19 protein-coding genes are annotated in these 20,392 nt (G+C 61.6%); 8 read left to right on the top strand and 11 right to left on the bottom strand.

Annotation, left to right across the window (positions count from 1 at the left end; all coding sequences use genetic code 11):
• Window positions 1-40 precede the first annotated feature (40 nt).
• Entirely contained in the window at window positions 41-1,345 is a 1,305-nt protein-coding gene (locus tag AAIL66_RS17045; RefSeq protein ID WP_034391897.1) for an MFS transporter, read from the bottom strand.
• A 344-nt stretch (window positions 1,346-1,689) separates the two neighbouring features.
• Here AAIL66_RS17045 and AAIL66_RS17040 point away from each other — a divergent pair, with 344 nt between their 5' ends.
• Entirely contained in the window at window positions 1,690-2,037 is a 348-nt protein-coding gene (locus AAIL66_RS17040) for a hypothetical protein (RefSeq protein ID WP_003053278.1), read from the top strand.
• A 437-nt stretch (window positions 2,038-2,474) separates the two neighbouring features.
• Here the strand turns inward: AAIL66_RS17040 and AAIL66_RS17035 are convergent, their stop codons facing one another.
• Window positions 2,475-3,296, bottom strand: a complete 822-nt coding sequence (locus tag AAIL66_RS17035) for an META and DUF4377 domain-containing protein (RefSeq protein WP_034391894.1) — start codon at window positions 3,294-3,296, stop codon at window positions 2,475-2,477.
• 437 nt (window positions 3,297-3,733) lie between these two features.
• Between AAIL66_RS17035 and AAIL66_RS17030 the strand changes: the two genes are divergently transcribed.
• Entirely contained in the window at window positions 3,734-4,192 is a 459-nt protein-coding gene (locus tag AAIL66_RS17030) for a DUF2242 domain-containing protein (RefSeq protein ID WP_224648528.1), read from the top strand.
• Between the two features lie 112 nt (window positions 4,193-4,304).
• Here AAIL66_RS17030 and AAIL66_RS17025 read toward each other — a convergent pair whose 3' ends face one another.
• From AAIL66_RS17025 to AAIL66_RS17005, 5 genes are all read right to left on the bottom strand, one after another.
• Window positions 4,305-5,186 carry a M23 family metallopeptidase gene (locus tag AAIL66_RS17025; protein ID WP_034391891.1) on the bottom strand — a complete coding sequence of 294 codons (882 nt, stop codon included), beginning with the start codon at window positions 5,184-5,186 and terminating at the stop codon, window positions 4,305-4,307.
• A 115-nt stretch (window positions 5,187-5,301) separates the two neighbouring features.
• On the bottom strand, window positions 5,302-5,928 hold the full coding sequence (locus AAIL66_RS17020; protein WP_034391889.1) for an FMN-binding negative transcriptional regulator: 627 nt from the start codon (window positions 5,926-5,928) through the stop codon (window positions 5,302-5,304).
• Between the two features lie 127 nt (window positions 5,929-6,055).
• Complete coding sequence (locus tag AAIL66_RS17015; protein ID WP_343497285.1) at window positions 6,056-8,167, bottom strand: DUF3300 domain-containing protein; 2,112 nt, start codon at window positions 8,165-8,167, stop codon at window positions 6,056-6,058.
• 336 nt (window positions 8,168-8,503) lie between these two features.
• Window positions 8,504-9,916, bottom strand: coding sequence for a YdgA family protein (locus tag AAIL66_RS17010; RefSeq protein WP_343497284.1), 1,413 nt, complete (start codon window positions 9,914-9,916; stop codon window positions 8,504-8,506).
• A gap of 311 nt (window positions 9,917-10,227) precedes the next feature.
• Window positions 10,228-12,045, bottom strand: coding sequence for a glutamine--tRNA ligase/YqeY domain fusion protein (locus AAIL66_RS17005; RefSeq protein WP_343497283.1), 1,818 nt, complete (start codon window positions 12,043-12,045; stop codon window positions 10,228-10,230).
• Between the two features lie 225 nt (window positions 12,046-12,270).
• Between AAIL66_RS17005 and AAIL66_RS17000 the strand changes: the two genes are divergently transcribed.
• From AAIL66_RS17000 to AAIL66_RS16980, 5 genes are all read left to right on the top strand, one after another.
• Entirely contained in the window at window positions 12,271-12,612 is a 342-nt protein-coding gene (locus AAIL66_RS17000; RefSeq protein ID WP_343497304.1) for a hypothetical protein, read from the top strand.
• 132 nt (window positions 12,613-12,744) lie between these two features.
• On the top strand, window positions 12,745-13,188 hold the full coding sequence (aroQ, locus tag AAIL66_RS16995) for a type II 3-dehydroquinate dehydratase (protein WP_034359392.1): 444 nt from the start codon (window positions 12,745-12,747) through the stop codon (window positions 13,186-13,188).
• A complete protein-coding gene (locus AAIL66_RS16990) occupies window positions 13,182-14,120 on the top strand; it encodes an alpha/beta hydrolase (RefSeq protein WP_034359390.1) in 939 nt (312 codons plus the stop codon). The genes aroQ and AAIL66_RS16990 overlap by 7 nt, the downstream gene beginning before the upstream one ends.
• Window positions 14,117-14,527: an alternative ribosome rescue aminoacyl-tRNA hydrolase ArfB gene (gene arfB / locus AAIL66_RS16985; RefSeq protein ID WP_003063861.1), complete on the top strand. Its 411-nt coding sequence runs from the start codon at window positions 14,117-14,119 to the stop codon at window positions 14,525-14,527. The genes AAIL66_RS16990 and arfB overlap by 4 nt, the downstream gene beginning before the upstream one ends.
• A gap of 195 nt (window positions 14,528-14,722) precedes the next feature.
• Window positions 14,723-15,415: a dienelactone hydrolase family protein gene (locus AAIL66_RS16980; protein WP_034378397.1), complete on the top strand. Its 693-nt coding sequence runs from the start codon at window positions 14,723-14,725 to the stop codon at window positions 15,413-15,415.
• Here the strand turns inward: AAIL66_RS16980 and AAIL66_RS16975 are convergent.
• The 3 genes from AAIL66_RS16975 to AAIL66_RS16965 all read right to left on the bottom strand — a co-directional run bounded on the left by AAIL66_RS16975 (window position 15,409) and on the right by AAIL66_RS16965 (window position 16,948).
• Window positions 15,409-15,741, bottom strand: a complete 333-nt coding sequence (locus AAIL66_RS16975) for an SMR family transporter (RefSeq protein ID WP_034359382.1) — start codon at window positions 15,739-15,741, stop codon at window positions 15,409-15,411. The two genes, AAIL66_RS16980 and AAIL66_RS16975, sit on opposite strands and share 7 nt — an antisense overlap.
• A gap of 140 nt (window positions 15,742-15,881) precedes the next feature.
• On the bottom strand, window positions 15,882-16,688 hold the full coding sequence (gene map / locus AAIL66_RS16970; RefSeq protein ID WP_034359380.1) for a type I methionyl aminopeptidase: 807 nt from the start codon (window positions 16,686-16,688) through the stop codon (window positions 15,882-15,884).
• On the bottom strand, window positions 16,685-16,948 hold the full coding sequence (locus AAIL66_RS16965; protein WP_003063854.1) for a ParD-like family protein: 264 nt from the start codon (window positions 16,946-16,948) through the stop codon (window positions 16,685-16,687). The genes map and AAIL66_RS16965 overlap by 4 nt, the downstream gene beginning before the upstream one ends.
• Before the next feature lie 386 nt (window positions 16,949-17,334).
• Here AAIL66_RS16965 and AAIL66_RS16960 point away from each other — a divergent pair, with 386 nt between their 5' ends.
• On the top strand, window positions 17,335-18,714 hold the full coding sequence (locus AAIL66_RS16960) for an FAD-dependent oxidoreductase (RefSeq protein WP_012839185.1): 1,380 nt from the start codon (window positions 17,335-17,337) through the stop codon (window positions 18,712-18,714).
• A 1-nt stretch (window position 18,715) separates the two neighbouring features.
• Here the strand turns inward: AAIL66_RS16960 and AAIL66_RS16955 are convergent, their stop codons facing one another.
• Window positions 18,716-20,386: a phospholipase D family protein gene (locus AAIL66_RS16955; RefSeq protein ID WP_343497282.1), complete on the bottom strand. Its 1,671-nt coding sequence runs from the start codon at window positions 20,384-20,386 to the stop codon at window positions 18,716-18,718.
• Between the last annotated feature and the right edge of the window lie 6 nt (window positions 20,387-20,392).

Below are 20,392 nucleotides of genomic sequence, written 5' to 3'. Positions count from 1 at the left end.
TCGAAACGGGTTGTAGCGTCAATTGCCCGATGATTGGCAGCTATTGATCTTCAAGTGCTTGCGGGGGCTCGAGGCCGCTTACGCGCGCCGCATCTTCGAGCCTGTCCACATCGCGCAGGGGCTTGAACAGTGCCATCCAACCACCCACCACGCCCAGCGTGCACAGGCTGCCCAGAATGGCGGCGGGAACTGCGCCGAACCAGGACGCGCTGCTGCCTGCGCGGAACTCGCCCAGCTCGTTGGAGGAGCCGATGAACAGCATGTTCACCGCATTCACGCGGCCGCGCATATGGTCGGGCGTGGAAAACTGCACCAATGCGCCGCGAATATAGACGCTGACCATATCGGCCGCACCGGCCACGGCCAGTGCCAGCATGGACAGTACAAACCAGTGCGAGAGCGCAAACACCAGATTGGCCAGTCCGAACACTGCTACGGCGGCAAACATCACCTTGCCCACGCGGCGGTTGATGGGGCGCGATGCCAGCCACAGGCCCATGCAGACCTCTCCCGCAGCCATGGAGGAGCGCAGCAGGCCCAGGCCTTGCGGACCTACCTGAAGCACCTCGTGCGCATAAACGGGCAGCAGGGCCACAACGCCACCCAGCAGCACAGCAAACAGATCGAGCGAGATGGTGCCAAGGATGATGGGGCGGGTACGCATGAAATGCAGACCTTCGGCAAAGCGTTGCCACATGGTGGTTTGCACGTCAGTGAGGATCCTGGGGCCGGCAAAATGTACGGGGACCTGGCTCAGCAGGCCGGCTCCCAGAAGCAGAGCGACGCCGCAGACCGCATAGGTCAGCACGCCGCCGCCGAGCGCGTACAGCAGGCCGCCCAGCACGGGAGCGGCAATCGCCGAGATACGCATCAGCATGCTGTTGGTGGCCAGTGCCTGGGCCAGTTGCTCGCGGGCAACGATCTGCGGCAACAGGCTTTGCAGCGCCGGACCGCTGAAGGCGCGACTGCAGCCAAACAGCACCAGCACTGCATAAATCCAGTGCACATTGTGCGCGCCGCTCTCGGCTAGCAGCCAGAGCAGGCCCGAGCAGACTGCGGCCACCAGCCAGCTGATGCCAAGCAGGCGCTTGCGGCTCATGCGGTCGCTGAGATCGCCAGCGGGAATCAGCAGACCCGCCATGGGCAGGAACTGCGCCAGCCCGACATAGGCCAGAGACAGAGGCTCGCGGGTGATGTCGTACACCTGCCAGGCCACCACCACTGCCTGCATCTGCTGGGCAAACATGGCAAGCATGCGTGCCAGCACGAAATTGACAAAAGCGGGATCGCGCAATGGCGGGATGGAGGAGGCCTGAGGCGCTGTAGAGGTGACGGGGGTGGACAAGGTGAGATCCGTGAGTGCGGCTGAGGAGGCGGGAGTTGGCCTGGGCCGACGTCCTGCCTTGGCGACCTGAAATGTCAGAGGGCCGAGTATGCGCGATCGCCTTGTTTTCTGCAGTGCCTATGGCCGTTCTGAGCATTCACTTCTGCTGCGGTTCATATCCGGCAAGCAGGCTGCGGATTAACCTTCATGCCATGCAGGAGAGAAGCCTTGTTTGTCAAAAAATGTTTACCGACGAAGGCATGAGTCACTTTCCCACACGCAAAGAAACGGCGGCGATTCATCATAGCTTCACACAAATGGTTTGGCGTTATGAATAGCGAAGCTTTCTCTCAAGGAGTCACATCATGTCCATGCTTTCGATGCAATACGCAGGAACTCTTCTGGGCCGCGAAGCAGTCATTGAATTCCCGGACAGCCAGGCCCAAGTCCGCTACACCGCCAGCGGTCAGATGCGCTGGCGCGTGGTGGACTCGCAAGGGCATATTTCCGAGGGCTGCGAGAACCTCAGCTATCTGCAACTGAGCGACCACCTGCATTTTTTGAACTGGATCGAGAAAACCGGCTTCACGGTCAGCCAGGTCATAGATTCGGCCAAGGGCACGGTGCAGGCTTTCTGGTCCTACGCTGACAACCAGTGCGAAAGCGGCCATCGTTCCTCCATGTTTGTGGAAGGTCGTTTCCGTCTGCGTTGAATCTGTCGGCTATTGCCCGGGGCATGGAGCCGGGGCAGGAGCCAGCTCAATGATTTGTGTGTGAGGTCAGTGACTTTCCTCTCTTGCCGGCATCCGAAAGGTGTCGGCTTTTTTCTCCGTGAAACATTGCAGGCTCAATCATCCCTGCGTATTTTTTGATCGCAGGGCCCGAAGTCAATGCCTGTGCGGCCTCGCTCTGCTTTTCCGAGGCTTGTCCACAGGCGGCTCCACAGACGCTGGGCATAACCTGTAATCCTGTTTTCCGAACTACTGCGTTCAGAAAACATTCCCTAAGTAGTTATTGCCAAAAGAAAATCGTCCTTTGGCAACGAACCATGTTTGATGAAACGTGGTGCGTGAAACATCGGCGTTGAATGTACGCATGAAAATAGAAAAGCCGGCACCAGGGCCGGCTTTTTCAATGCCTGAGCGCCGGCTTACTTGCGCTTGTCGGCGATGGCCGAGGACACCACCATGTCCAGCACATAGACATAGCTTGAAGCATCGGCGGGTACATTCTGGCGCTTGAAGCGGTTGATGCGCAGCACATTGCTCACACCGGTTTCGTGCTTGTAGCCTTCAATCTCGCTGTAGAAGTTCTCCCACTGGCCGGTATAGGTCTTGACGCCGTTGTCGCCGTAGCGGATCTCGCGTACCTGCAGACACTGATGGCGGCCTGCACCTGCACTACAGGCCTTGCGCTCGGGACCGACCTCGAGAAATATGCGTTCGGGCGCGCTGCCGTATTGGGTCTGGGCAGTGGGCTTGCCGTTGAGCTGCCAGCGCGTGCCATCAATGAATTGCAGCGTCAGGCGAGGCTGTTCAGTGGAGGAGCCGCCGAGCTGCACATTCCATTGCTTGGCCGTAGGCAGAATGCGCGCTACCTTCTGCTCCAGCATCATCAGCTGGTTGTCATTGCAGGCACGCAGGGTGCTCATGCCGCGCTGCAGATTGATGCGCTGGCCCTCAACGGTGTAAGCCGACGAGATGACGTTGCACAGATTCTTGACGACGACGCGCTGATCCACGAAGTCCAGCTCGATAGGTGCCTGGCTGGAGCCCAGAAACCAACTCTGGTCCTCATTGCCAGCCGGTGTGTAGGCCTGCTGCAGTTTCCAGTGGTAGGCGGTCAGCGACGCGGCATCGCCTGCGGAGCCTGTAGGGCCGGGCTTGCTTGCACCGCCGCCGCTTGTCGTACCGCAGGCGGCAAGCGTCATGGAAGCAACAAGGGGAAGGCACCAGGTCCAGCGAAATTTCATAGGGTTTCCTTAAGGTCGAATAGAGGAATACGGCAAACCGTGTCAGCAGAAACAGAGTCTCTGTTGACCATATCAGTTCCCTGCGGGTTTTATCTGACCTTAACCCAACGTTGCGGTTGTTTTGCGCTTCGACAACCTCAGAGTGTCAACAAATGCTGCACGCGGAAGGGCGGAGAAATCAGATGTGCCGCCCGGGCGTGAAGCCCCTGTAAAGATCGAAAAAATCCGTACGACTAGACAGCGCTTCGTCAAATTAGTCTTTGCCAAGCTGCTACGCTTCAAAGGTTCGGGCTATGAAGAAACTACGGCCCAGGCATCAAGGAGTTTCTGTGCGCTTAGGTGGTGTTGCTTTGTTTGGGCTGAATTGGGGGCGGCTGGGTTCTGTGGGCATATTGGCAGGTTTGCTGGGGGCATGCTCGGCAACCGCACCTCAGCATATGCCGGTACAGGAGACTTTTGACTCCAGTTCCACGTTTTCCCGCGGCTTTGATGCGACACCGGCACAGACTTGCGAGGCCGCACGTCGCGCCTTGTTGAGCCAGGGTTATATCGCAACGGCCAGGACGCAGGAGCTGATAGAAGGGCGCAAGAACTTCCAGCCCAATACGGAGACCAATCTGGAAATCAATTTCCGTGTGGTCTGCGTGCCGCAGACCAGTGATGGCCTGGTCAGTCTGGGTTTTGCGACAGCGTTGCAGGATCGCTATTCGCTAAAGAAGAGTGCAACCTCGGCCAGCGTGGGGGTGAGCGCTCTGGGTTCGCTGTCTCTGCCGTTTTCCTCCAGCAACGATTCGCTGGTCAAGGTGGGCAGCGAGACCATTTCCAAACGCAGCTTCTACGACAGTTTCTTTGAGTTGGTGGAGAACTATCTGAAGCAGGATCGGGATGCACCATAGTTTCGAGCAAACCGATCTGCAGCGTTTGGTAGGTCGGGCGCTTGTGATTCTGATCTGGTAGCAAGAACTAAAAAGCGGCTCGCTGAGCCGCTTTTTCGTCTGCGAGATCCGTTCAGATGAACAGCGCCGGGTCCACCATGGCGCGGTTCAGCATCACGCTCCAGTGCAGGTGGGGACCGGTCACGCGGCCTGTGGCTCCGACCTTGCAAAAGGAATCGCCTGTCTGCAACTGGTCGCCCGGCTTGCAGTCCACCTGGCTCAGGTGGCAGTACATGGTGAGCAGGCCGCCGCCATGGTCCAGCCAGACCGTGCCGCCGTTGAAGAAATAGTCGCCCACATCGATCACCTTGCCGGGTAGCGGTGCACGCACCGGCGTGCCCGTAGGGGCGGCGATGTCCATGCCGCTGTGCGGATTGCGCGACTGGCCGTTGAAGACACGGCGCAGGCCGAAACTGCTGGAGCGGCGACCCGGCACCGGCACGCGCATGTGCAGGCTGCCGGAAGGCAGCGGCTCTGTGAAGGTGGCCATCACGGTCTTCAGGTGGGCGGCCTCGCGTTCGTAGCGGGCATTGTCTTCGGCAGACAGGTCCACCGTCTTGGGTGAGACCTTGAGGCGTTGCTCCACATACTGTTTGTCGCGCACCGTATAGCTCATGGTGCGCAAACGGCCGTCGGCCTTCACGCCAACGCTTTGCTCACCCGGTGTGGTGGCAAGCGGTATGCCCACGAGTGCGGTCCATTCGATCATGTCACCCACCACCAGAACCTCGGCCTCCGCTGCCGTGACCAGGGGACGTGCGGAAGCAGGGCCCAGCGACAGGCGTGCGACGCCGCCGGGAACCCTGCTGTCCTGCGGCCAGAGCGCGCTGTCCGAGTTGGCGCTGCGCGCAGCCCAGGCTGGTGCTGCGGCAAACAGCGCCGATTGCGCCATCCATTGCAGCAGGCGACGGCGCTCGGGAGGGAGAGAAGGGTTGGAAATTTTTTCGGCTGGCATGGTGCTTATCGGGTTGTGCAGGCATTGTGCTGTATTGCTATCGATAGCGGAGCTAAAGGCGATACAGGGATGGGAGCTTTACGCATGTCTATGACTTGCAGGTCGGCAGCGGCGATCAGGGCAGGCGCATGCTCCGGGCCAGATCCAGCTGTCCCAGTTGCTCCAGGGCCTGCACTGCACCGAGCCGGTCACGCTGCTGCTTGTTCTGGCTCAGCTTGAACTTGGCTTCCAGGCGGTCGACGGTAATTTCCAGGCCCACGATGGCGCCGAGCATGCGCTGCAGATAGTCGGGCGGAGCATCGCTCATTTTCCACGGGGCCTGGGCATTGTTCCGAGCCTCATGGCGGCGGGTGAGCCGGCCCACCACGCCGCGCACGAACTTTTCATCATCGCGCACACCGATGCGGCCGTGCGCATGGACCACACGGTAGTTCCAGGTCGGGACCTGCTCATGGTTCTCGTGCTTGCTGGGATACCAGTTGGGGGAGATATAGGCCTGCTCGGCACGGAAGATCACCAGCACGGAGCTGTCGTCCCGGATCTGCTGCCACACAGGGTTGGCGCGAGCCACGTGGGCGATAAGGCGCAAAACGCCGTCCTCGTCCTGCAACAGCTCGAAAGGCAGGTGATTGGCGTCCAGCCCCGAGTCGGAATGGGTGACCAGGCAACCCAGGGGATGGGCTTGGATCAAGTCATGCAGGGAGGCTGGATCATCAGTCTTGAAATGGCTTGGGTTGTACATGAAGGCTGCTGCAATGAGTGGCGCAAAAACGAATGAGCTTCTATGAGCTTGTTTATACCGTCATGCAGGCTGCGCACTGACAAGCCGCCTGCATGGCAGGCGGCATGGTACGAAGGCGAATGGCGTTTCAGCGGTGCTCGCGATCCCCGCGCGAGCGGCCCTCAGACCGCGTCGCTTGCATGCGAGCCTGTTGCTCGGCCTGGTGCTGTTGAGCCTGCATTTGTGCCTGCTGCTGGCGTTGGGCCTGTTCCTGTGCCCGTTGTTGCTGCATCTGGGCCTGCTGCTGGCGCTGTTGTTGTTCACGAGCCTGTTGCTGCTGCATTTGTTGCTGGCGCTGAGCTTGCTCCTGGGCGCGCTGCTGTTGCATTTGTTGCTGCTGGAGCTCCTGCTGCTCTCGGGCTTGATGCATTTGCTGCTGGCGCTGGGCCTGCTCCAGGGCGTGCTGCTGTTGCATCTGCTGCAGCTGTGCCTGCTGCCGATGCTCTTGCTGATCACGGGCTTGCTGCATTTGTTGCTGGCGCTGAGCTTGCTCCTGGGCGTGCTGCTGTTGCATCTGCCGCAGCTGTGCCTGTTGCCGATGCTCTTGCTGATCACGGGCTTGTTGCATTTGCTGTTGGTGTTGAGCTTGCTCCTGGGCGCGCTGCTGTTGCTGCTGCATCTGGGCTTGTCGCTGGCGCTGATGCTGCTGCTGCTGCTGCTGCTGCTGCTCGCGGACTTGCTGCATTGGCTGCTGACGCTGGGCCTGCTCCAGGGTGTGCTGCTGTTGCACCTGCACAGGAGTTTGCTGCTGCATTGCTTGCTGGCGCTGGGTTGGCTCCTGTGGGCGTTGCTGCATGGCTTTCTCCACCATGGCAGCCTGCATCTGCGGCGCCTGAGGTGGATGGCGATCATGGGGGTCTTGCGGCGGCATCAAAGCATTGCCATTGGATGCGCGCGGCCCGCCTGGAGCATGGTTGGGTCCCTGGGCAAGGCCCGGCCTGCCCTGTAGCTGTGTAGCCAGGGGGCTCTGTGCTGGCTGGCGCTGGTTCAGGCCATGGCCACCGGCTGTCATGGCGGCGGCACCGACGGCAGCGCCCACAGCCATCGTCCCCGGCCCAGCAAGGACGCCTGCCGCCTGGGGCGGCCCGGCCGGCTCGCGGCGCTCGCCTGCGGCATTTTCATGGATGCTGTTGATATAGGTGTTGTCCGTGCGATGGATGTTCTGCACCACGGTTCGCGACTGCGATATATAGGTGGTGTTGTTGTAGACCACGGCCGGACGGGCTTGCGGGGGCGGGGGGCGCTCGCCGTGACGCCAGGGCCTTTCGGGATCGCCCCAGTGCATATTCCAGGCATTCCAGCCCCAGGACGGATGTCTGTCCATGGACCCGGCCAGCACGATGGCGGTGCCAAAGCCCAGCAGGCCGGCAATCACGGGCACGCCTGCCACGGGAGCTGGAGGCGGCACCTCCACATAGCGGTAGCCGCCATATACGGGCAGCGGCTGACCGTAGACTGCAGCCGGGTCGTACTGAGGAACGTAGACCGTATCCACTTGGGTGGGGCTGATTTCAATGAACTGCTCCGGCGGCTCTATGACCGGGTCGGGCAGCGGTGTGACCACGGCTCCTGGCGTATAGGCCACGGCGGCAGGCGTGGACGCCAGGTTGACCTTGAGCTGGCTGGAGGTCTTGAGCGTGCCGGCCTTGTAGGCACGGTTGCGCATGACCTGTATGGCGTTCATCACATCCGAGGGATCGTTGTAATAGGCTTTGCCCAGCGCCGTGGTCCAGGGCAGGTTGGAGGCCATCTGTTCCAGCACATTGGGAAACTGGGTTAGTGATTTGACGGAAGGGTCCCAGTTCTGGGCGTTGACGGCATTGGTCATCGCAGTCTTGTGCAGTCCGGGGTTCTGCCCCAGCCAGGTTTCGGCGGCGCTGATCTGGTCTGGATAGGTGGCACCGGCCAGGATCTGGGCCACAAGCTTGTCCGGGTAAAGCGCAATCGGCGCCACCATCCGGTAGAGCGCGTCAGCACCGGGTGGCACATAGGCTGCGGGCTGAGGCTGGGCGGCATCGGGCGTGGCGGAAGGTACCGAGGCTGGCGGCGCACTGTCCGCCTTGATCGGCGAATCCTTGTCGTTGCAGGCGCTCAGCGCCATGGCGGCGGCCAGGGCAATCATGCCTGGATGCCATAGGCGGGCGACCGTTTTTGGCTGCAGTTCCGGCTGCTCGGGCCGGGTCCTGGGGAAATGCGACATCTGACGCTCCTTGCGCCGCGCCGTGCAAATCACGGTGCTTTGGCGGATGTTGTTTTAACGCCAGTTTTGAGCCGTTGTTGACAGAGTGTTGTAAGCAAATAAAGCGTGTGGTTGCAGGCCATGCTCCGAGAGATATCGTGAATTTTGATAGCTTCTTTCGCAGTGTGGGTAAGTGCTGAAGGCTGAAAACAATGAACACTTCGGGCAGGAGTTGCTGACGGTGCTTTCTCGTCTGCATCTCCATACTCGGGGGGCGTTCTTCCCATGAAAAAGGCCTGCGCGAGGCAGGCCTTGGAGCTATCCGCGAAGCAACACGCCTCCCGGGTCTGGGTCACATCATTCGGTCATGGTGCCCATGAGTGTGCTGGTACCCATGGCGTCCAGCGGCTTGCCGTTGACCTGGAATTCGCCCTTGGCATAGACGATCTCGGTGCGCATCTTGCCGTCCTTGTCTTCAAAGATGCCTTGCTCCTTGAGCATGTCTAGGCTGGCTTGAGTCTGGGCTTTGGCGGCTTCCTCGATATCTTCGGGTTTGTACTCGCTCTCGTCTTCAAACACGGCCAGCAGGCTGGAACGTCTGCGCGAGAGCATCATGTTTTCCATGAAGGGCTTGGGCATATCGGCCTTGAGGCTGACCTTCAGATCCTGCAGCAGAGTGCCCATCTTCTCGCCATCGCCCAGATACTGAATGGCTGCCGCGAACTCGCTCACGCCGTCGGGGGTGCGCATGGACAGGCGTTTGAGCTCGATCACGGGCTGGCGCGCCAGGGCCTGTGTCAGCGACTTGAGCATTTTCTCGCGCAGATCGCCGCTGCCCTGCTCCTCGGCATCTTCGTCGTCAGTGGCCTCGCCGAGCAGCGGGTTCTTGCGCTTGCTCATTTCCACGACCTGGTTGATCCAGTTGGCATCGACATTGTTGAAGGCCATGTCCAGCAGCAGGTCGTCAGCCTGTTTGTCTTCGAGTTTGGCGGTCTTGATGCCGGTCTTGAGCGTCATTTCCACGACCTCGCCTTTGAGGATGGTGTCCGAATCCATGGTGATGCCTTCGAAGTGGCTGGCAGAGCTTTTGCCTTCCTCTTCCTGCTTGGTGGCGGCAATCTTGGCAATCGTCATGGCAAACGGGCCGGTCCAGAACTGCTGGCCCGGGGGCTGTTTCATGTCGAAGCGCATATCGGCCTTGTCCAGCGTCACGCTGCCTTCCTCGTCCTTGAACTGCAGGCCGGCGAAGCTGCCCGTGCCCTTGGCGGCCTTCATGTCGGCGGGCATGTCCCAGACGATCTTCATGCCGCCCCAGTTCATTTCGCTGTCCTTGATCTTGCTGCTCACGGCCGGCGACGTCATGACGTTGGAGCTGCTGCGGCCCCAGCCGACCTTGGTGTCGACTTCCAGCGGAGAGCGGCCGTTGAGCGCGGTCTTCAGCGCCGGGTCCGCGTCTTCGGGCAGATTGAAGCTGGTGTGAATCTCGGCGGCATGGCCAAGGGGGAGCGGTCCGTGGCTGATCTTGTGCTCGGCGGTGAACTGGACGGGCTCGTCGCCGCTGTCCAGGGTCCATACCGTTTTGGCGGTGGAGGAAAAAGCGCCGCGGTCATAGCTGGTGACCTGAATCTTCACGCCATGCTCGCTCCACTTGTCCAGGCCTTCGGTAAAGCTTTGCTGCAGTTTGCCGCCCATGTAATAGCTGGTGCCCAGTGTTCCTGCCACGATCACGGCGATGGCCGCTGCAATGCCTGCTCCTGCTTTTCTGTTCATTCTTGACCTTTGATGAAAATAAAAAATCCGCGAATGAATTGCGGATTGGTAATGTTGCGGTGAGCAGGATTCTAGAAAGAAAATAATCAAATGCTCTGAATTTCAGAACATTTTATGCAAATGTTTATCGAGTATTGAAAATCAATACCGGCGGTATTCATTTCAATATGTAACCGGAATGCATTGGGCGCTATCCATTTTCCGATCGGAGAACCGAATAGCTTTTCTTGGGATAAATGCCGCGGCAGTTTGCGCAATAAAAAAAGGCCGCCAGTGAATCCTGGCAGCCTTGTTGAAACCGGCTGGAGTGTTTACTTGCCCCAGCTGTCCTTGAGTCCCGTGATCTTGTTGAACACGGGCTTGTCGCTCCGGTGATCCTTGCGGTCGGCCACAAAGTAGCCAAAACGCTCGAACTGGAACTTGTCGTCAGCCTGTGCAGCCTTGAGCGAAGGCTCCACATAGGCGGTGACGACCTTAAGGCTGTCGGGGTTCAGCAGGGTCAGGAAATCCTTGCCGCCTGCATCGGGCTGCGGGTCGGTGAACAGACGGTCGTACATGCGCACTTCGGCCTGCAGGCCATCGGCCGCGCCCACCCAGGTGATGGCGGCCTTGACCTTGACGCTGTCGGCGCCCGGTGTGCCGCTCTTGGTGTCGGGCACCACGGTGGCCAGCACCTTGGTCACATTGCCATCGGCGTCCTTTTCGGCGCCCGTGCATTCGATCACATAGCCGCCCTTGAGGCGGACCTTGTTGCCGGGGAACAGGCGCTTGTAGCCCTTGGGCGGCACTTCGGCAAAGTCTTCGCGCTCGATCCAGACTTCGCGGCCAAGGGTGAAACGGCGCTCTGGCACGGTTTCACCTTCCGCCGCGTGGGGCAGGGCGGGCAGGTGGCAGTCCTCCAGATGTTCGGCGCTGCCAAACACTTCGGCCCAGTTGCTGAGTTCGAGCTTGACTGGGTCCAGCACGACCATGGCGCGGTGTGCCTTGTTTTCCAGATCTTCACGCAGGCAGCCGTCCAGCGTGCCGTAGTCAATCCAGGCGTAGTCCTTGGTCACGCCGATGCGTTCGCAGAAGTTGCGGATGGACTCCGGCGTGTAGCCGCGGCGGCGCAGGCCGACCACGGTGGGCATGCGCGGGTCGTCCCAGCCGGTGACGAACTGGTTGTCCACCAGATGCTTGAGCTTGCGCTTGCTGGTGATCACATAGGTCAGGTTCAGGCGCGAGAACTCGTACTGGCGGGGCTGGGGGGCGTCGATCAGACCGCCTTCGCGCAGGTGGTTCAGCAGCCAGTCGTAGAAGGGGCGCTGATCCTCGAACTCCAGTGTGCAGATGGAGTGGGTGATGTGCTCGTAGGCATCCTCGATAGGGTGCGCAAAGGTATACATCGGGTAGATGCACCACTGATTGCCAGTGTTGTGATGCTCGGCGTGGCGCACGCGGTAGATGGCAGGGTCGCGCAGATTGATATTGGGCGCGGCCATGTCGATCTTGGCGCGCAGCACGGCGGCGCCATCGGCCAGCTTGCCGTCCTTCATGTCGGCAAAGCGCTGCAGGTTTTCGGCCACGGAGCGGTCGCGGAAGGGGCTGTTCACGCCGGGACGGGTGAAGTCGCCGCGGTTGGCCTTCATCTCGTCGGCCGATTGCTCGTCCACGTAGGCCAGGCCTTGCTCGATCAGGTAGACCGCACAGCGGTACATGAAGTCGAAGTAATTGCTGGCGAAGTAGAGGTTCTCGTGTCCGTCGGCATCCTTCCAGTCGAAGCCCAGCCAGCGCACGGCATCGATGATGCCGTCCACATATTCCTGGTCTTCCTTTTCTGGATTGGTGTCGTCGAAGCGCAGATGGCAGACGCCGCCGAAGTCGCGTGCCAGGCCGAAGTTCAGGCAGATGGACTTGGCATGACCCACGTGCAGATAGCCGTTGGGCTCTGGCGGAAAGCGGGTGCGGATCTTGGCTTCGTCTACCTGGCCGCTCTGGTGATGCTGGGCATCGCCGGGCGCGCCGCCCCAGTGACGGGCGGCATAAGTGCCCTTGTCCAGATCCGATTCGATGATCTGGCGCAGGAAGTTTGTGGGCTTGACCGCTTCGGGGGCGGTGTTGTTGGATTTGGAGGCGTCAGCAGAGCTCATTGCACCATTTTAGGCCGGCTGCCATGACCTCATGTCGATCTGCGGACACTGCAGCTTTGCCGCGTGTGCATTTGGACACAATGTTTTGGAGGAACCGTGCCATCCTGACGGGACTCTGAAACGTTATATCCCCAAGGGCCGAAGGCGCAGCACAGATTTGCAAGCTTGCCCCGGTGACACATAAACAGAGGAGAGATTGTGATGTCCAGAACAACTTCCCCCCGCATGGCCAGGCTGCTTGCCGCTGGCTCTATCGCTATTGCTGGCCTGATGGCTGCCGCAGGCGCCCAGGCGCATGGCGGCGTCAGCCTGTCGGTCGGCATCGGCGTGCCCGGCGTGGCCGTGGGCGTCGGCGCTCCCGTTTACGCCACACCCTATATGGCGCCCGCCCCGGTCTATATGCCGCCGCGCCCTGTCTACTATGCGCCTCCGGCACCGGTCTACTATGCGCCGCAGCCTCCCGTGTATCGTCCCGCACCCGTGATGGTTGTGCCCGGCCCGGTCTATTACGGTGGCGGCCCGCGCTGGCGTGGTCATCGCCATCATCATCATCATCACTATCGCTGATGACATCGATGACGGAGCCCTGAAAGACTCTGCACCACAGACGGCTGCCCAGGCAGCCGTTTTTTATGCCTGCGGGTCGGTTGCAGCGCTCGCATAATCCGGGCAGTCCTCAAAAATCAGGAGAGTGCTTCCGTGAAAACCGTCTATGTCCTCAATGGCCCGAATCTCAATCTGCTGGGCATGCGCGAACCCGCCATCTATGGATCGGCCACGCTGGCCGATGTGCGCCAGCTTTGCGAAGAGGCCTGTGCACGCCATGGCCTGAAGCTGGAGTTCCGCCAGAGCAACCATGAGGGCGAGCTGGTGGACTGGATTCACGAGGCAGGCCGGTTGCACTCCAAGGGGGAGTTGCAGGCGCTGATCATGAATGCAGCGGCCTACACCCATACCAGTGTGGCAATTCTCGATGCCGTCAAGGGCACGGCCGTGCCGCTGGTGGAGTTGCACATCAGCAATGTCCATGCGCGTGAGAGCTTTCGCCACCATTCCTATCTGTCGGCCACGGCGCGCGCCGTGATGTGCGGCTTCGGCGTGGCAGGCTACGGTCTGGCTATCGATGCGGTGGCGCAGTGGTGACATCGGCGGTTGAAGCAGCCTGTTCGCTGGAGCAGGTCTCGCAGGAACTGGGGGTCGAGCTGCCGGCAGCCATTGCCCGGCTGCAGGCCACGGCGCAGCGCGTGCAGACCCGGCTTGGAGAAGCCGCCGACAGCGGCTTGATGGTCTGGCATGGCTGGCAGCCCCCGGCCGGGGTGGTGCAGCGCGGTCTGCCCCTGGTGCTGCTGCATGGCGGCAGTGGCAGCTGGACGCATTGGTTGCGTGTGATTCAGCCGCTGACCGAGGCGGGCTACAGCCTGTGGCTGGCCGATCTGCCGGGTTTTGGTGAATCCGATGGAGTGCCTGGCGGCATGGATGTGGACACTATGCTGGAGCCTCTGGCCTATGGCATTCGGCAGTTGCTGGGCAATGCCGATACGGGTCCGGTCTGCGATCTGGTCGGCTTTTCCTTTGGCGGCATGACCGCCGGCCTGCTGGCTGCCGAGCATCCGGAGCTGGCCCGGAGGCTGGTGTTGGTCGGCGCTCCCGGCATGGGAATGACCGAGGGACGCAGCGTGCGCCTGCTGGGCTGGCGCCACCTGCCGGGGCTGGAGGCACAGATGCAGGCCCATCGCCACAATATCGCGGCCCTCATGCTGCATGACGAGGTGCTGATCGATGAAGAGACGCTGGCACTGCATGCGCTCAATGTGGCTCGCGACAGACTGCCGCGCAGACGGCTGTCGCGCACCGATGTGCTGGCCCGGGCCCTGACCCGTATCAAGGTGCCGGTGGCGGCGATCTATGGCGAGCATGACCCTCTGTATGCGGGCTGCCTGGCCGAGCTGCAACTGCTGATGCAGCGTCAGTGCCTGGGGGCGCTGGACTGGCAGGTGATGCGGAACGTCGGCCATTGGGTACAGCACGAGGATCCGGCCACCTTCTGCGCCGCGCTGCAGGAGGCTCTGTCGTGAGCAATGCGGCCGCCTTCGAGCTGACCGAAGCCGATGTGCAATGGAGCGCCGTGCGCGCTCAAGGCCCGGGCGGCCAGAATGTGAACAAGGTGGCCAGCGCTGTGCATCTGCGCTTTGACGTTCGAGCCTCGCGTCTGCCGGTCGATGTGCAGCAGCGCTTGTTGGCTTTGGGCGATTCGCGCATCACCACTGACGGAGTGGTGGTCATCAAGGCGCAAAAATACCGCACTCAGGAACACAATCTGTGGGATGGGCTGCAGCGCCTCAATGCGTTGGTAGCCACGGTTGCAAGGCCGCCACGCCCGCGCAAGCCCACCAAGCCGACCTGGGGCTCGCAGCAAAGACGCCTGCAGGGCAAAAGCCTGCGCTCTGGCATCAAGGCATTGCGCGGGCGGGTGCATGACTGAGCTTGTGTAGCGGCAAAGCCACGCTCAGGTCGGTCAACTGTATCAAAAGGCATGCGCGCACCCTGTCGGGCCGAGTACGGATCGGTCAGCCAGCTGCGGGTCTGCGCTATATTGTTTTGATAGCTGCAGTCGCAGAATGCAAAAGCGCTACAGCCTGTTTCCCATCAAATTCCGTGCTGCCTTCGGGAGTTGTCCATGAGCACATTGCCTTTGACTTATCTGGAGCGGCCCGCGCAGCTTGACGCCGGCCGGCCTGCCTGGCTGCTGGTGCTCATGCATGGCGTGGGCAGCAATGAGCAGGACCTGTTCGGCCTGGTGCCCTATGTGCCGCCGCAATTTCATGTGCTCAGTCTGCGTGCGCCCTTTGCCATGGGCATGGGTGCTTATGCCTGGTTTCAGTTCACTGTGGATGCCGATGGTACGCGCCATATCAATGTGCCGCAGGAGCAGCAGGCGCGTATCTTGCTGCAGCAGACGGTGCAGCAGGCCGCGCAGCAGCTGGACATTCCGCCCGAGCGGGTGGTGCTGGGGGGCTTCAGCCAGGGCGGCATCATGAGTCTGAGTCAGTTGCTGACCCAGCCCCAGACCTTGCGTGCCGCACTGGTCTGGCACAGCCGTCTATTGCCCGAGATCGCGTCGCTGCACGCGCCCGCTGCCGCATTTGAGGGCAAGTCGGCCTGGGTCAGCCACGGCACTTATGACAATGTGATTCCGCTGACCAGCGCCCATGCCGTGCGTGACCGCCTGGCCTCCTTGCCCTTGCAACTGAGCTATCACGAGTATCCGGGCGCCCATGAGATCCGGCCCGAGGAGCTGCGCGCCAGCATGCAGTGGTTGCAGGATCTGACGCAGTCAGTGGAGGACTTCGGGGGCGAGGGCGATCAGTGACCGGCGGTCTTTGAAAACAGATTGATCACCAGCACGCCCCCCACAATCATGGCCATGCCGGCCAGAGCGGGGGCATCGAGCTTCTGGCCCTGCCAGAAGTAGGCAACGGCCGAGACCAGCACGATGCCCACGCCGGACCAGATTGCATAGGCCACGCCCGTGGGCACGGTACGCAGCGTCAGCGACAGCAGATAGAAAGAAATCGCATAGCCCACCAGGGAAACCGCGGTAGGGCCGAGCCTGGAGAAGCCTTCCGACCTGGCGAGGAAGGAGGTGGCAATCACCTCGCAGATGATGGCCAGACCCAGATACAGGTAATTTGTCATGCCGGGCACTGTAGTGCGGCTGGGGCCGGGCTGTTTCCAGGCTGGTTTCAAGACCCCGGACCGCTTCTGGCCGTTATTGCCAAAATCCAGCGCCTGTGCGCACATAGCCGAGGGCAATATGCACGGTTCGCCGCGCTTGATCAGATGGCAGGGTAGTCGCCTGTACCCTCGGGCCAGGGGGTCAGCACCTCAAATCCGGTCTCCGTCACCAGCACCATATGCTCCCACTGGGCGGAGAGCGACTTGTCATTGGTGATCACGGTCCAACCGTCCGCCAGTTCGCGCGTGGCGGCCTTGCCGGCGTTGAGCATGGGCTCGATGGTGAAGATCATGCCGGGCTGCAGCGTCAGGCCCTGACCGGGCGTGCCGTAGTGCAGCACCTGGGGCTCGTCGTGATAGACCTTGCCGATGCCATGGCCGCAGTACTCGCGCACGATGGAAAAGCGCTCGCGTTGGGCCACGGTCTGGATGGCATGCCCCACATCGCCCAGCGTGGCCCCGGGCTTGACGGAGCGGATGCCGGCCACCAGCGCTTCATAGGTGGTGTTGACCAGGCGCTTGGCCAGATTGCTGGGCTGGCCCACGTAGTACATGCGGCTGGTGTCGCCGATCCAGCCTTCGGGCGTGGTTACTGCGACGTCGACATTGATGATGTCGCCGTCCTTGAGGACCTGCTTGGTATCGGGGATGCCGTGGCAGACCACATGGTTGACCGAGGTGCACACGGTTTTGGGAAAACCATAGTAGCCCACATTGGTGGGCGTGCATTTCAGCTCGTTGACGATGTAGTCGTGGCAGATCTTGTCCAGTTCCTCTGTGCTTACGCCGGGCTGCACATGAGGGGTGAGCATGGCCAGCACCTTGGCGGCCAGGCCGCCGGCCTTGCGCGAGAGGTAGATGTCGGTGGCGTCATGAATGGGTACGACTTTCTGTTTGCCGCGCTTCATTGCATGCCTCCTACCAGGCGCACCGGACGGGGGCGGCGCACGACTGTGTCGGCTTCATGAGCGCTGGCAGGCTGCAGCTCACGCTCGGCTTGCTGCAGCAGCAGGGCGCAGATGCCTTCGTAATTGAGCTGGGGGTGATGCTCGGCCAGCTGGCCTACACGCAGCCAGTGCTCGGCCTGGGCATTGATGGAGCGGCCGAGGGCCGCGCTGGAGACACGAATCTGGTCGTGCAACTGGTCTGAAATTTTGACGATTCCCATGGCCGAGCATCATAAGGTCTGTATACGTTTCGTATATTGACAAACGCAAATTGCATGGTTGAAGCAGCGGTTTTGCCGCTGCTTGACAAGCGCTGTTCGTCGAATGGGGTTTTAAGGCTACGTCGTACGACATGGCGCTCAAGAAGTTGATAGCGCGCCACGCTTGATTGGCATTGCTTGCAGCCAGGGTTATTCAGAAAATTGAAAGCTTTCAAGGCAGACCTTGCATTCGTGCAGCTCAAGTCTTATAAAAGATATATATCATCAGTATTTGCCTTGTCCATATTGAGTTTCCTGCTATAAAAATTGAAGAACAATCAATGCGTGCCAGATATCTTGAGATGTTCTGGCGTCCGGTCACAACAGACGCAGAGTCAGGGTCGTTCATGGAAAACGCAGTCAATCAAGCAGAGCAGGGCGAGCAGCCCATCACCGAATCCCAGGAGCCGCAAGCTCGAAAGCCACAGCATCCACGCAATGGGCATGCGGCCCGCATCGTGGTCGTGGGCGGTGGTGTGGCGGGGCTGGAGGTGGCCACGGCCCTCGGCAAGCTCAAGAGTGAAAGCATTGACACGGTGACGCTGGTGGACAGCGACTCCGCCCATGTCTGGAAGCCCATGCTGCACACGATTGCAGCCGGCACTCGCGATCTGGCCCAGCAGCAGACCACCTATCTCGCCCAGGCCACCGATGCCGACTTTGCCTACCAGCCCGGCGAGATGTGCGGTCTGGACCGCGAGGCGCGTGAAATTCTGCTGGCCCCCATTTATGCACCCGATGGCCGCGAGCTGGTGGCGGGTCGGCGTCTTGCCTATGACAAACTGGTGATTGCGGTGGGCAGCGGTGCCAACGACTTCGGCACGCCCGGTGTGCATGAGCATTGCTTCATGATCGATTCGCGCCGCAAGGCCGATGCCTTCAACCAGGAAATTCGTTTGCGCATGGTGCGCTGCATGACCAGCGGCGAGCAACTGCAGGTGGCCATCGTGGGCGGCGGTGCCACCGGGGTGGAGCTGGCGGCGGAGCTGGTTCAGCTTGCAGAGAGTGCCACGGCCTACGGCGCCTTGGGCGAGGCCGCCAAGTTCCGCATCGTGCTGATCGAGGCCGGCTCGCGCCTGCTGCCCAGCTTTCCCGAGGAGATCTCCGAAGCCACGCGTGTGCGACTGCAGGCCCTGGGCGTTTCCGTGATCGTCGGCGGCCGCGTCAGCCGTGCGACCGAGCAAGGTTTCGAGCTGGCCAATGGCGAGCTGATTCCTGCCAGCCTGCGTGTCTGGGCAGCGGGGGTAAAGGCCCCGGAATTCTTGATGCAGCTGGGTTTGCAGACCACGCGCAGCAATCAGCTACTGGTCAATGACGAGATGCAGACCAGCGACCCCGATATCTATGCCCTGGGCGACTGCGCCAGCTATACCCTGCCGGGCAAGCAGGAGGCCTTGCCTCCTACGGCCCAGGTTGCCCACCAGCAGGCCCGCTATCTGATCGAGACCCTGCCCCATGTGCTGGAGCGTCCCGGTGCCAAACCCGTAGGCTTTGCCTATCGTGACTTTGGAGCCCTGGTGTCGCTTGCGCATTACGACGCCTATGGCTCGCTGGGCAAGTTCGGCCTGTTCAACGGCGGCGTGATCCGCGGCCGCATGGCCATGCTCAGCCACATCATGCTGTACCGCTCGCACCAGGCGCGCCTTTACGGCTTCTGGCGCGGCGGCCTGCTGTGGCTGATCGACCTGATGAACGCGCGGCTGCGGCCCTCCATCCGCCTGGACTGAGTTACAAAAATCCTTCGATGGGCAGCCAGCTCAGCACCCGCACCATGAAGCGCTGCCACCAGCTGGTGCCGGGGTCGGCACTGAAGGTCTGGGCTTCATGGGGCGGCTGCGGACTCTGGCCCGTCCAGCTCAGCCTGCCCTGCGCGTCCAGTTGCACCTTGTAGGCCATGTACGGCAGATGCTGATCCAGCGAGGTGCTGACCTGCTGGCTCAAGGCCGGGTCTTTGATGACCAAGCCCATTTCGGTATTGAGCATGGCCGAGCGCGGATCGAAGTTGAAGGAGCCGACAAAGAGCTGCTTGCCGTCGACCGCGAAGGTCTTGGCATGCAGGCTGGCGCCCGAGCTGCCCGTGGTGGCGGAGCTGCCGCTCAGCGCTGCAGGTGAGGGGGCTTCGCGCTTGGGAGTCTTTTCGGCAGGCTCGCTCTTCCGGGTCTTGTCCGGCTCGTTGGCTGCGGGCTGGTTGCGCAGATCGATCTGGCGGCGCATCTCGTAGAGTTCCACGCCCATTTTCAGCAGCGGTTTGCGGTATTTCTCGTAGCCGGCATGCACCACGGCCACATCGGTTGCCTCCAGGCTATTGGTCAGAATGCGTACTCGCACACCTTGCTGGCGCAGGTGAGCAAAGGCGTCGACTCCGGCCTGGGTGGGCACGAAATAGGGCGACACCACTTCCAGCAACTGCTGCGGCTGGCCAATCACGGGCTGGAGCTGGGACAGCAGCAAGTCCTCGGGCGCGGCTTCGCGCAGGACCTTGGCCGGGTCGTCGCTGACCAGGGTGGTCTCGGCCCATTGCAGCGGCAGTTGACCTGCCAGCAAATCGGTGCTGAAGCGGCTGCGGCTGACGGCCTTCACATAGGCCTGTGATTCGGGGCGATTCACATCGGCGTGCAGGCTTGCATAGACCTTGTCCACGGCCTGCTGTGGCATGGCGGGCAGCAGGCTGGCTGCCGGGTAGGCGGAGGGGCTGTTCCAGTAACGGTCGAACTCCGCTGCAACCTCGCCCACCACCGAGCCTGTGGCCACCACATCGAGGTCGGCGAACAGCACGCCGTCGGAGGCGGCAAAGTACTCGTCGCCGATATTGCGCCCGCCCACGATGGTGGCGGAGGAGTCGGCCGTGTAGCTCTTGTTGTGCATGCGCCGCTGGGTGCGTGCGAAGTCCGTCACATAGCCAATCGCCTTGGGCGTGCGCAGGGCGAAGGGGTTGAATAGCCGCACCTCGATTAGAGGGTGCTGGTCCAGGGCGGCCAGTGTGGCGTCCATGCCGCCGGTGCCGCCATCGTCCAAGAGCAGGCGCACGCGCACGCCGCGGTCTGCCGCAAGCAGCAACTCATCGAGCAGCAAATGGCCGGTGGTGTCGTTGCGCCAGATGTAGTACTGCACATCGAGCGTGCGCTGCGCGGCTCGGGCCAGCAGCGCTCGGGCGGCATAGGCGTCATGGGCATCGGCCAGCATATGGATGCCGCTCTGCCCAGGATGTGCCTGCTGCAGCGGCGCCAGCGCCTGGCCGAGCCGGGTTTGCAGGGCCTGCTCGGTGCTCAGGGCCTCGCTGGCCATGCGATCCGGCAGGGGAGGCAGGCCGCAGCCTGTGAGCAGCCCCGCGATCAGAAGGGCGGCCGCCGTACCGCGCCACAGGGGAAGTTCGGGTCTCGAGGCCTGTGTGTTTTGCATGACCCG

Origin of the sequence: Comamonas sp. F1-6, from assembly GCF_039581415.1 — a bacterium.
Lineage (GTDB): Bacteria > Pseudomonadota > Gammaproteobacteria > Burkholderiales > Burkholderiaceae_C > Comamonas > Comamonas thiooxydans.
Note: the sequence above shows the minus strand (reverse complement) of the source record. Positions and strands in the feature narration are given on the sequence as shown.